This window comes from Caballeronia sp. 11_S32 (assembly GCF_056930355.1).
This window is the reverse complement of the sequence record NZ_JBXOWH010000003.1, coordinates 961,165-973,170: the sequence shown is the minus strand read 5'-3', so window position 1 is coordinate 973,170 and position 12,006 is coordinate 961,165. Positions and strand designations below refer to the sequence as shown.

11 protein-coding genes are annotated in these 12,006 nt (G+C 58.0%); 3 read left to right on the top strand and 8 right to left on the bottom strand.

Features of this window, described 5'->3' with window-relative positions:
• Positions 1-700: 700 nt before the first annotated feature.
• Positions 701-997 carry a DUF6723 family protein gene (locus tag AC1Z32_RS16150; RefSeq protein WP_483479582.1) on the bottom strand — a complete coding sequence of 99 codons (297 nt, stop codon included), beginning with the start codon at positions 995-997 and terminating at the stop codon, positions 701-703.
• Between the two features lie 118 nt (positions 998-1,115).
• On the opposite strand from AC1Z32_RS16150, the gene AC1Z32_RS16145 reads away from it, so the two are divergent.
• Positions 1,116-1,475, top strand: coding sequence for a hypothetical protein (locus AC1Z32_RS16145; RefSeq protein ID WP_483479581.1), 360 nt, complete (start codon positions 1,116-1,118; stop codon positions 1,473-1,475).
• 513 nt (positions 1,476-1,988) lie between these two features.
• On the opposite strand, the gene AC1Z32_RS16140 is transcribed toward AC1Z32_RS16145, so the two are convergent.
• Positions 1,989-2,627, bottom strand: coding sequence for a hypothetical protein (locus tag AC1Z32_RS16140; RefSeq protein WP_483479580.1), 639 nt, complete (start codon positions 2,625-2,627; stop codon positions 1,989-1,991).
• Between the two features lie 418 nt (positions 2,628-3,045).
• Complete coding sequence (locus AC1Z32_RS16135; protein WP_483479579.1) at positions 3,046-3,555, bottom strand: PRC-barrel domain-containing protein; 510 nt, start codon at positions 3,553-3,555, stop codon at positions 3,046-3,048.
• Positions 3,556-3,962: 407 nt separating this feature from the next.
• On the opposite strand from AC1Z32_RS16135, the gene AC1Z32_RS16130 reads away from it, so the two are divergent.
• On the top strand, positions 3,963-4,466 hold the full coding sequence (locus AC1Z32_RS16130) for a hypothetical protein (protein ID WP_483479578.1): 504 nt from the start codon (positions 3,963-3,965) through the stop codon (positions 4,464-4,466).
• 223 nt (positions 4,467-4,689) lie between these two features.
• On the opposite strand, the gene AC1Z32_RS16125 is transcribed toward AC1Z32_RS16130, so the two are convergent.
• Positions 4,690-4,926 (bottom strand): hypothetical protein, encoded by a 237-nt coding sequence (locus AC1Z32_RS16125; RefSeq protein ID WP_483479577.1) that lies wholly within the window; start codon positions 4,924-4,926, stop codon positions 4,690-4,692.
• A 360-nt stretch (positions 4,927-5,286) separates the two neighbouring features.
• Between AC1Z32_RS16125 and AC1Z32_RS16120 the strand changes: the two genes are divergently transcribed.
• A complete protein-coding gene (locus tag AC1Z32_RS16120) occupies positions 5,287-5,661 on the top strand; it encodes a hypothetical protein (RefSeq protein WP_483479576.1) in 375 nt (124 codons plus the stop codon).
• Positions 5,662-6,858: 1,197 nt separating this feature from the next.
• On the opposite strand, the gene pcaF is transcribed toward AC1Z32_RS16120, so the two are convergent.
• The 4 genes from pcaF to AC1Z32_RS16100 form a co-directional block, all read right to left on the bottom strand.
• Positions 6,859-8,061 (bottom strand): 3-oxoadipyl-CoA thiolase, encoded by a 1,203-nt coding sequence (pcaF, locus tag AC1Z32_RS16115; protein ID WP_483479575.1) that lies wholly within the window; start codon positions 8,059-8,061, stop codon positions 6,859-6,861.
• Positions 8,062-8,165: 104 nt separating this feature from the next.
• Positions 8,166-9,098 carry an electron transfer flavoprotein subunit alpha/FixB family protein gene (locus tag AC1Z32_RS16110; RefSeq protein WP_483479574.1) on the bottom strand — a complete coding sequence of 311 codons (933 nt, stop codon included), beginning with the start codon at positions 9,096-9,098 and terminating at the stop codon, positions 8,166-8,168.
• A gap of 24 nt (positions 9,099-9,122) precedes the next feature.
• Positions 9,123-9,872: an electron transfer flavoprotein subunit beta/FixA family protein gene (locus AC1Z32_RS16105; protein ID WP_483479573.1), complete on the bottom strand. Its 750-nt coding sequence runs from the start codon at positions 9,870-9,872 to the stop codon at positions 9,123-9,125.
• 54 nt (positions 9,873-9,926) lie between these two features.
• Positions 9,927-12,005 (bottom strand): 3-hydroxyacyl-CoA dehydrogenase NAD-binding domain-containing protein, encoded by a 2,079-nt coding sequence (locus tag AC1Z32_RS16100; protein ID WP_483479572.1) that lies wholly within the window; start codon positions 12,003-12,005, stop codon positions 9,927-9,929.
• Position 12,006 lies beyond the last annotated feature (1 nt).

Below are 12,006 nucleotides of genomic sequence, written 5' to 3'. Positions count from 1 at the left end.
AAAATATGTAAACTAAATACCTATTTATGCGGCTTCGAGAACGACGTTTGCACGGGCCAGTCGTCGGCATGCAGGGGGAGCCAATGAGAAGAGGGTCGAGCCAGATTCGAGGCCTATGGGCATGTCATGCACTCAGCCTCGATGGAGAAATCGAACACTTAGAGCGCATTCTTGCGGGTGAAGGCGCGCATTCAACATTCGCACAAACCTATTGGCGCGAACGAGTGATGCAAGCGCTGGAGACACCGGGCTTGATACCAGCGCAGCGAGACCGGCTTCGACGACTGCTCCGGCATATCGACGAACGGTCATCGTCACAGTAGCCTCATCCAGGCCTGGTTGTTGTCCGCGTTCATGTCGAAAGCGAAATCAGCACAGTTCGCCTGGGGCGCATGACTTTCCGAGAAGTCGCCTTTGGGACCGAGAGAAGCTGGATTTACTTAAGGATAGACCGTCGCGCGTCGGCCACGCGGAACGGGCCTTCGTTTCCATCGAACGCTGATTGACATCAATCCGGCATCATTTTCCGCGAGACCGGTGCCTTGCAACTCGGCGTGCTAGGGAGTGCGTGGCGCCGAATTCAACCTGTGATGCGCCAGTGCCGTTTCTTGTTGGAAGGGGAATGTTTGTCCTCTACGCACGTAACCTCAAAGAGGACCGTTGAATCAATCTTGTATTCCGCCTGAGAGCTGGTCGCTGATTAAAGCTCAGGGTTTTGCAAGTCGGCCTCGACAATCTCGCCGCCGAGTTGCACTGCCGCCGCCTTCGCAGCGTCTCTTGACGGAAACGGCCCGATGTCGTTCGACCCGTCGAACGGATAGAGCAGCCGACCATCGGTTTGCCGGACGACCTTCAACGTTCCAAAAAAGCTTCCAACGTGCGTGCGGTACGATGCATAAATCATGTAATCTTCCTCGCTTTGCCCTGCCTTTGCCTCACGCATGGGTTTGCCGAGAAAAAGAACAAGCTTGGCTTTTCGAGAGACAGTATTTGGCATGATGCTGTTGGAAGAAGTAGCGCAGGTACGTGTGGCTCGTCAGCAATCGATATGCCAAGGCGCTACCCGGCGGTGTAACCCTTGCGGCCTCTCATTTCGAGATAGGAAAGACGTCTGCATGACCATCTACGGCCATGCGACTTATCAGATATTCCAGCACCTGCCGGATTTTAGGCAACGCTTCGCCGGAACAGCCGGGGATAGCGAAGTTGCCCTCTGCATCTCTGCAGACTTCTATTCCTTCAGCATCATACTCAGAACTCCCGGGAAACAAGTCTGGATACTCGTTAACATGCTGGTCGATGCGGGGCCAACAACTTCCAAGGTCGTCAGTTGGGTGAATCCACTGGAAATTTTCCTCGAGCGTCGAAAGTCTGAACACGAATCGGGGAGCAAGAACGTTCAGCTGGTCATCGGTGCTTTGCTCCAGAAAAGTCGGACCGCGCATGCTTTCACCTTCGTCGAACTGGCGCTCTAAGGGCATCTCGAGCATATCGAAGGCCTTTGAATTTCTCAACGAAACCCGGCATTCCAAAAAGGTGGATTGAGTATCCGGAGCCGCAGAGAGCGAGCGGAGCATTCTTCGTACTACAAGCCGACCTCCGGCACACCATCGTCGTCTTACGAAACAGCCGACGTCGAGCTGCGTCTGCCATTCGCGCGATGGCTCGTGCCTCGTCGCTTTCGCCGTTCATTCCGTTTTATTCCGCTTTACTCCCCATGCGGTCGCTCAATCTTCGACCCGAGAACCGACCGACGGGTGCTCGCGCCAAGGTGCCGGTAGCGCACTTCCAGCGCCGGCATGAACCATTAACGGTAAGCTTCATATGCGTAGCATCGGCGGTAACGCGGGTCTGCAACACGGCTCTTCTCCGCTTCAACGGAAGCGTCGGAGCCCGCTCACCGGTCGAGCGACGCTGGCGCGCGCTATTTGAAAACACGGCCGCTGCCGATTGCACGTGTCCGTCTGGGTTGCGGAGGCACCTACACGTTATCCGCGCTCCGCCGCCCGAACCGCCTGGTCCCGTTTTTCGAAGAACGCTTCGAGAGCGGCGTGCGCCCTCACGTCAAACGTAAGCACCGCGACGTCAACCAAAGGTCGCCGCGGCGGCCCGGATTCATCTACTCGCCAAGTCCCAACGCCGAGAACTAACACCATCTGAGCGATTTCGTCGCGCACGACCATCTCAAGCATTGGACCGACTTCAATTGCGCCCGCCGTAATTGCGGTGCCGCTTTCTCTGTGGAAGTAGACGACAGACGCACCTCGTGTCGTTGTTTCAAGTCGGTACTTCGGGTATAGGCTCTGAAGATACCGGTATCCAGACCACGTCCAGTCGCGCAGCTCTTCGCTGTGACGCTGCAGCGCGGCGCTCCAGACACCCCATCTAAAGACGTCGCTGCGTGACGGCTCAGGTTTGGGCGGGAATGGAACGAACGGAATGCGCCGATTCTCGAGCGTCAGCGAATTTCGTTGCGTCAGTTGGTGCATTAGCTCATAAAGCGCTAACGCTTCTGTACCTGCGCCTTGCAGGGTTCCGTCGGGTCCGTGTCGAAGTGCAAACAATGCATGCAGATACTCAATTTCTGTGTGCGCTTTCGCAATGTCCTTAGAGCGTCGAACACCCATTCCTGCTGCCCCTTTCCACGGCCCTCGAGTTGATGCTGATTTTACAGTGCAAACCGTCAGCCGTTCGCCGCACTCCATGAGCGAGACGCTCGAAGGGAGGACCGCTGCGATGCTTGTAAGTTCGCCTGGACGATTCAACTGTTACTCAAGCTGCGCACATTGAACTCGACGGCATGTCGTCTGCCCCTCTGAGTAAACCGCTCAATGAAGTTGCGAAGACCTGTGCTTGAATGCAATCGTAGATGGGACGGGCTCATTGACGCCGCCGTTTAGGCTGGTTGGCGGAAAGCGCCGTTGATGCGGCCCAGATAGATTGGACGAGGCAGAGCCGCCGGTAATGTTGGGCAGGAAACGGAAAAACATGATTCAAACCGGGCGGACCGGTCGACATACGGCGCCCGGTTGGTTAAAGGATAACTCACACAAGCGGGTCGCGGCTACCGGTCACCGGATTCGTTCCTGTCAGCGGGTCGCTGCTACCAGTCAGCGGGTCTGATGCGCTCGACCAATATGGTCGACGATTATAGTATCGATGCATAGACGTTCCCCAACTGACGTCCGCCATCGACGGCCAGTTGTCCTTGTCGAATCCAGGCTCACTCTTGATGCGGTCAGCGGTTATGTCGACCCTAAACACCTTTTGGTCCGTGTCAAGCGTCAGCGCATTCCAGGGTATCGCCCTTAGGGTGTCACCCATGCCAAGAAAGCCTCCACTCGAAAGAACGGCGTACGCGACGCGTCCGCTACGCACGTCCAGCATGATGTCTTTGATTTTCCCGACGTCCTCCCCATCCGATGTAATAACGGTGGCGCTGTCGAGTGTGGATGCCGCCATTACATCAGGTCCCGGCCCGTCGCCCACGCCGCCGCCCACAATCTTGGCACCGCCTTCCGCGGCACCGGTACCCGTCAAATTGCTTGTCGTCATGATTGTCGCCTCCCAATTCTGACCCGCTCTCTTCCCTCTTAACCAAGGGCTGCTTTCGCACACCCTGCGCCGGGCGGGCGAGCGAACACAGGGAACTACTGTGCCGCAATGGACGTGCCGCAGTTTCCTGCCACGAGAGCAAAAGTGTAAGAGCGTCTCGATGTTGCGCCGTTGTCTAAGACACGCCGATGGGTCAGTGCGTGGCCTAGTACCATGAACTGGTCTACACCGCCTCTGCGACGGACGGCAAACGGCGTTCGCCGAAGCCGGGGGGAAAGACCAAGTTGGTCGAATTGGTAGCTCTGCTCGAAAATTCGACCTAGCGTTGAGGAGCCTAGAAGACGAAATTGATAACATAGCCCCGTCGCATGACTGCAAACAACAACCAACGAGGTATTGAGTAGCGAATGGATATCTTCTATCACTCGCAGAGTTTCGAGCAGAACGTCAAAGGCGGCTCCGTCGGTTTGATAGGGTCCAGTAGCACGAAGATTGTCGAGCTGTCACATCGCCTGCCGAAGCGGGTATGGGTCTTCAAAACGCCCAGAGGTATGAAAGGCTCGATACAGCTTGTGGCGTCGCTGCTAGTCAGCGAAGGGCCAAGCGTCGCTGTGCAAACCGACCAAGCACATGTCATCTACTATGACGTCTTCTCTCCTCAATCCGTTGTCTTCGCGGACGCTGGGACGCCCGAGCGGATTCAAGAAGTCTCCAGACATTTTCAGTACCGGTGGAATACTGTGTTCAGAGCAAGCTTTCGAGGCGACGCTGCATGGCAGGCAATGGAAGCAGATGTCGTGCGCGGGCTGGAGGCTATGGTCTCCGACTGGGAGAAGGTACAGATGCTCGAACGCGTGAAAGACCGGGGCAGCGTGCGACCTATCAATCCTTTTGCGCCGCAAGTCCGTTGAATGAAGGCCGTTGTCGAAAAGAGACCCGTCGCGAACGACGGGCCAAGATGAACGCGCCCATGCAAGGCGCCTGCAAAATATAGACGCTCTTTTCCGATAGACTCAAGCGGTACGGTGAAACGATGCGTTTCGCAGACTGAACCGCCGCTGTAGTGGCTGCATTCATCGCAGCGGCGGGCTTGGATGCGACCACGCATCATTGACAAGCGAGGCATCGATTCCTTCACTGCGAGCGCTTGGTTGCAAGAAGTGCATCAAATTCATCTCGCGCTTTCTGAAGGTCAGTCATCGCAGCCGCAAGCCGCGCCAGCTGCAGCGTCGGAGCCTCCGCCCTTTCTGCTTTGAAATGCTCTTCCAATGCGCTTGATGCGGTTTGAACTTCCCTGGCGGCTTCCGCGACACGTGCAACTGCCGCGGCTTCGTCTGCGCTCTTCTCGGTTTGCCCCATCATCTTGTCCACAAAATTCCGAGCGACGCTCGACGCGCAGCTGCCAAGGACAATGCTACGCCAAGTCGGATGCGGTACGAGGGTGAAAGCGGGAAGCATAACCAGCGATGGTCATGTGCGGTGGTGTGCTGCCGCACAGAGATGGTCGTCCCAGATTTCTCGTTCGAGATGGTCGGCTAAAGACTATGACTGACCGCGTCAACACACGGGAAGCGGTTCCAACTTTGGCTCGGGGCATCCTATGGACCTCACTTTCAACATGTTGAAGTTCCTGCGCCGCGAAGCTGAGCGTATCCAATGCCCTTCGAATCACCGGGCACAGGTCCGTGACTGGAGGTACCATCGTTTAAACGGTTCTGTCTACCAGAACCTATGAACCATTCTGACAACCAGACCAGGCGGTCCCGCCGACACCCCAGCGCCTTGACGTCGAAGGTCGGCCAGCTTCTCGACTTTTTGCTCGCCGACACAATGAACGATATCGAGGTTGTCGCACGAGAACTGCACTTGCACGATGAGATGCGCGACCGACTTCGGCGTTCGCGCGAACGCTTAGTTTGCGCACAGAGCGTAGCGGAGGCCTTGCGCCGTGGATTTGCTGTGAATGCATCCGACGACGGCGGCCACGACGAGGTCAACCCGAGGGAGAGCGTACTGCAAGCAATGGACACGCTCGCTCGCGAATGGCCCAAAGACTACAGCGCCGACGCCGTCGAATGGCTCGTGCTCGACGAGCGCCGCTATTGAATCGCGGTGTCCGCGAGTTTCAGGCCATCTTTGCCGCCCGCATCCGAGAGATGAACCCTCTTACACCCAGTCACTCGACCGCTTTCCCGCAAGAACTGAGATACGGGTGGCTTTTTGAGAGAAGAACGTGAAAAGCACCTTGTTTAAGACCTCTTCCCATTGCGCATTGCGATAACGATTGCTACGCTTGCCGACAGCTTAAGACGACGCATGTGTCGAGTGCTTCGCACAACCTCGCTTGCGTATGAGCGATTAGAACTTCTGCCTCATGCGCACCACGATGCCCGTCTGGTTGTCGCTGGCAGGAGTGCTCCCGTATCGAGCGAGCGCCTAAGCGCTCTACGCAATACGGGTCAAGACGCGGAAGGACATGTGATTCTGTTCCAAGCGCGCTTCCACTGCGTGCTTTACATCATCGTTTCCCGGAACTTCAAGGTAGCTCCGTCCCGCGAACCCAGGCTCAAACTGGAGCCTGGCTTCATCGGCAATTGCTTGCAAGATGCTGTGTTCAGAAGACTGCAGCATTTGGTCGTCTTCTGGATGGAGTACAGCGAAACATGTCGACATTGATGAGCTCCATTCGATAGTCAGTCTTTCAGCGGACCGGTGCTCCTTTTCCTCTACTTCGCTAAGCGAGGAGCGCAGTTGGAATCAGGCTAGCAGATGAGTTTGACGCTGTTGCGGCGTTGGCGGCAGTTGCAGGGCCAGAGCCCGCCACTATCCTCCGCAACGCTTCTTGCGCCATCCACGTATTGTCGCGCTGGACGTGCTGGCCGTTACGCGACGAATGGTCGCTTCTGTCTGTACCTTTTTGCTTGTATGAGGATTCCGATTCGCTGCATTGGAGGAACAAAGCGGCGCTTACCTCTGGCCAGTTCTATGGCGCGGCGTACTCGGAGAACGTCAACGCCATGGGCGGCTAGATACCTGAGTTGCTTGAGGCGCCCTGAAGGCATGAGATAGCTCGGCGGATGGCCTGGTCGAAGTTCGCCTCAGTTGCGACGTGCCGATGGTCGATTGATACAAGCCATCCGTCGGCTGAGTTACACCATCGAATACGTCGGTCCTCGTAGAGCTGCGAGAACATCCGCCACAGTTGCGCATCCTCCTGATTTGCCGATGCGGCGGCAGCCATCCTGCGCATCTCAAAGCCCGTCATTGCGTTCATGAGCACCTCGCGTCGCGATTCGAGAAACGTCAAACTCGCTCAATGACAACGGCGATGCCTTGCCCAACGCCGATGCACATCGTGCAAAGCGCGAACCGTCCCTGTGTGCGCTGCAACTGGTACATCGCCGTGGTGACGAGACGTGCACCGCTCATCCCAAGCGGATGGCCGAGGGCGATTGCTCCGCCGTTGGGATTGACGCGAGGGTCATCGTCCGCCACGCCGAGGGCGCGCAGAACCGCCAGACCTTGGGAAGCGAAGGCCTCATTCAACTCGATGACGTCGAACTGGTCAATCTTCATCCCAAGCCGTGCGAGCAGGGTTTGGGTAGCGGGCGCAGGGCCGATTCCCATCACTCGCGGGGCGACACCCGCAGTTGCAACGCCAAGCACGCGCGCACGCGGCGTGAGGCCGAAGCGCTTTGCAGTCTCCTCGTTTGCGAGCAACAAGGCGGCGGCGCCATCATTGACGCCAGACGCGTTTCCCGCCGTTACGGTGCCGTCCGGACCGACGACACCTTTCAGCTTGGCGAGCGTATCGAGACTTGTCTCACGCGGATGCTCGTCTTTCGAGATGAGGATGGGGTCGCCCTTTTTCTGCGCGATTGAGACCGGAACGATTTCGGCCGCGAGCGTGCAGTCCTGCTGCGCGCGGGCCGCCTTCTGCTGGCTTCGCAGCGCGAAAACATCTTGGTCCGCGCGGCTAATCTTGTGGTCAATCGCCACGTTCTCCGCCGTCTCCGGCATGGAATCCACACCGTACAGCTTCTTCATCAGCGGGTTGATGAAGCGCCACCCAATCGTAGTGTCGTGAATCTCGGCATTACGCGAGAACGCAGTCGGCGCCTTGCCCATCACGAACGGCGCGCGACTCATGCTCTCGACGCCGCCGGCAATCATCAAGCCGGCTTCGCCTGACTTGATTGCCCGCGCTGCAATGCCAACCGCATCCATGCCAGAGCCGCACAGCCTGTTCACCGTCGAGCCTGGGACTTCTTTCGGCAAGCCCGCCAATAACAACGACATGCGAGCGACGTTTCGATTGTCCTCTCCGGCTTGATTGGCGCATCCGAAGACCACGTCTTCGACTGCGCCCCAATCGACTTCCTCGTTACGCTCCATCAGCGCCTTAAGCGGCACAGCGCCCAAATCGTCCGCGCGGACCGACGAGAGCGAACCACCATAACGGCCTATTGGTGTGCGAATAGCATCGCAAAGGAAAGCCTCGGACATGTTACGTCTCCAGTGTAGGGGTGAAGCTCCTCCTGCCGTGACCATATTTGGTCCGACATTCGGATGAATGTAGTTTGGTTGGCGGGCGTCCTGTCGCGCGCGAATTAGACCGCGGCGACCAACTCTGGAACCACCGAGAACAGGTCACCGACGAGCCCATAATCAGCGACGCTGAAAATCGGCGCTTCAGCGTCCTTGTTGATAGCAACGATGACCTTCGAGTCCTTCATGCCAGCCAGATGCTGGATGGCGCCGGATATGCCGACCGCCACATACAGTTGCGGTGCGACAATCTTGCCGGTTTGCCCCACCTGAAAATCATTCGGAGCGAATCCCGCGTCCACGGCCGCTCGCGATGCCCCAAGCGCAGCGTTGAGCTTGTCGGCAAGGGGCTCGAGCACCTTCGTGTAGTTCTCTCCGCTGCCCAGACCCCGGCCGCCCGAAACGATGATATTCGCGCTCGTCAGCTCCGGGCGGTCGAGTTTGGTCACTTCGCGACTGACAAACTGCGACAGACCCGCATCGGGTGGCACATCCACACTCTCGATTGATGCGGCGCCGCCCTCAGGGGGAACGGCATCAAACGCAGTAGCCCGGACCGTGACCACCTTGATTGGGTCCGACGATTGCACCGTTGCAATCGCATTGCCCGCGTAGATGGGTCGCTCGAACGTGTCAGCCGAGTGAACGGCGATGATGTCGCTAATCTGCACGACGTCCAACTTTGCAGCGATACGCGGAGCGATGTTCTTGCCGTACGCCGTTGCCGGCGCGAGGATGTGCGAATACTTCTTCGCGATGGTCAGTACAGTTGCCTCGAGGTTTTCTGCCAGACCATCGGCGAGATGCGGTGCGTCTGCCACGAGGACGATTGAAACGCCCTCGACCTCCGCCGCGACGCTCGCTACGCGCTGAATATCGTTGCCTGCAACGACAACGTGTACGTCACCGCCAATCTTCTGCGCCGCCGACACGGTGTTCAATGTCGCGGCCTTCAGTTGAGTGCCGTCATGTTCGGCAATCACCAGAATCGTCATTCTTTCTCTCCGTTACCCGACGGTTCAAAGCACCTTGGCTTCGGTCTTGAGCTTGTCGACCAGAGCCGTCACATCGGCGACCCTCATGCCCCCGGCACGCTTGGGAGGTTCGTTGACTCTCAGCGTTTTTAGGCGAGGCGAAACATCAACACCCAAGTCCTCTGGCCTCAAAGACTCCAAGGGCTTCTTCTTTGCCTTCATGATGCTCGGGAGGGTGACATAGCGCGGTTCGTTCAACCGGAGGTCGGTCGTGACGACCGCCGGCAGTCGCAATGAGAGCGTCTCGATGCCACCATCAACTTCGCGGGACACGACGGCTCGACCATCCTCCACAGTCACCTTCGATGCGAAGGTCGCTTGTGCGAAACCCGCGAGTGCTGCCACCATCTGGCCGGTTTGGTTTGCATCGTCGTCGATGGCTTGCTTGCCAAGAACGACGAGTTGCGGCTGTTCCCTGTCGATGAGCGCCTTCAGCACCTTGGCAACAGCAAGCGGTTGCAACTCGACGTTGGTCTCAACGAGAATCGCTCGGTCTGCGCCCATTGCCAGCGCTGTGCGCAGCGTTTCCTGGCATTGTGCGACGCCTGCCGACACTGCGACCACTTCGCTCGCCACGCCTTTTTCCTTCAGGCGGACCGCCTCTTCGATGGCGATTTCATCGAACGGATTCATTGCCATCTTCAGGTTGTTCAGGTCCACCTTGCTGTTGTCCGAGGCGACTGTGACTTTCACGTTCGCATCGACGACACGCTTCACTCCTACGACAATCTTCACTGAATTGCCTCCGCTATCCGGCCGTTCGGAGCGAGACAAAGTCCCGCCCTTTCGTTATTTCGAGAGAATCGTGGCAACGTCACCAGCGACAAAGTCAGGGCCGGACGCTACGCGCAAGCGCTTCATCATTTCGTAGGTCTTGTCGGCACCGCGCTGCTGCGCCCAGAAAATCGGTCCCCCCAAATGCCGCGGAAATCCGTAGCCGTGAACGAGAGCGACGTCTATGTCACTCGTGCGAGAGGCGACGCCTTCTCCCATCACCTTGGCCGCTTCGTTCACGATTGCGGCCAGAGCGCGTTCAACGATTTCTTCCTTGCTCAACGTACGCGCGACAACACCTTTCTTTTGCTGCTCTCTCGCGATGATTGCGTGTACGTCGGGGTCAGCAACGCCGCGCCGACCGCCTGGCTCGTACTTGTAATATCCGGCGCCGGTCTTGCGGCCAAATCGGCCCGCCTCGCATAATGCATCCGGAATCGTCACGTAACGCGCAGGCTTGCTCCCCGCGTTCAGTCGCTGGCGCATTCTCCAGGCGATGTCTAAGCCAGAAAGGTCTGCCACCGCGAAGGGGCCCATCGCGAAGCCGAACTCTTCAAGAGCCCCATCGATTTGCTCAGGCATCGCGCCTTCTTCCATCATGTACTCGCACTGTCTTCGGTAGGCCGCGAAGATACGATTTCCGATGAAGCCTTCAGATACCCGAGCGACAACCGGTACTTTTGCAAGGCGTTTTGCGATTGCGATGGCGGCGTCGACAATCTCCGCGCTCACGTATTCCGTTTCGACAATCTCAAGGAGCCGCATGGCCTGCGCCGGACTGAAGAAGTGCAGGCCAATCGTGCGTTCCGGGCGACCTGCCTCTGCCGCCAGCCGGTTGAGGTCAAGATACGACGTGTTCGAGGCGAGGATGGCTTCTGCCGGCAAGACCTCATGCAGCTTTGCCATGATGTCGCGCTTGACATCGAAGTCTTCGAAAACGGCCTCGATAGCAAGGTCGACGTTGCTCAACTGCTGCAGGTCGCCGACCGTACGAACTCGAGCAAGGCGTTCTCGAATCTCGCGTTCTTCGAGTTTTCCCTTTTTCAAGAGTGCGTTGTAGGTCTGTCCGAGCTTTTCCGTCACCGCCGCGAGCGCTGCTTCGTTGGTGTCGAAAAGAACAACGTCATAACCCGCATCGGCAAAGGAACCAGCGATACCCACGCCCATGGTGCCAGCGCCGACCACGCCCACGCGGCGAATGTTTGCTGTGTTCGGACGGCCGCCGTGGCGCGAACGAAGGCACTCTCGCTCTGAGAAAAACAAGTGACGGAATGCCCGTGCAGCAATGCTCGTCCGCAGCACGTTGAAAACCGCACGCTCACGCGACAGCGCATCATCGAACGGAACGTCACCGGCCATGTTCACCGCGTCCACGGCCTGCTGAATATGAGGCAGTTGCTTGCGTAGTCGCAAGGCGGCCCGTGTTGCAGCCTCAATTTCCTCGTCAGTTGCAACTGGGACTGCTCGGTCACGAATCCGCCGTTTCTTTCCATCGAGCGACTCCGCGAACTTTGCAGCCGCATCTGCCAAGTCGTCCTCGACCACCTGGTCAATCAGACCGACCTTGAATGCTTCGGCGGCCGTCAGGCGTCGAGACGACGTGACAATCTCGATAGCCTTGGCTTTCCCCGTGACGTAAGCGACGCGCTGAGTGCCACCGGCGCCGGGAATCATGCCGAGACTGACCTCTGGCAACCCCACCATCGACCCAGATACAGCAATTCGCCCGTCGCAACCGAGTGCCAGTTCAAAGCCGCCGCCCAAGGCGTTGCCGTGTATCGCGGCGACGACGGGAACCGGTGCCTTCTCAATCGCGAGAATCACCTCGGGCAAGGACGGTGACTTAATGAGAACATCGAACTCACGTATATCCGAGCCGGCGACGAAGGTGTTCCCGTCGCCAATGATGACGATGCCGCGAAGCGTCGGGTCGCCGCCGAAGAAATGAACACCATCGAGCAGTCCGCGGCGCACCTCCACCGAACTTGCGTTCACCGGGGGATTGTCGATGACGAGGAAACCGATGTTTCCACGCTTCTCCTGGCGCACAGCCTGAACCGTTACTTCTGGCACCGCGCTTGAAAGTGCGTCCATA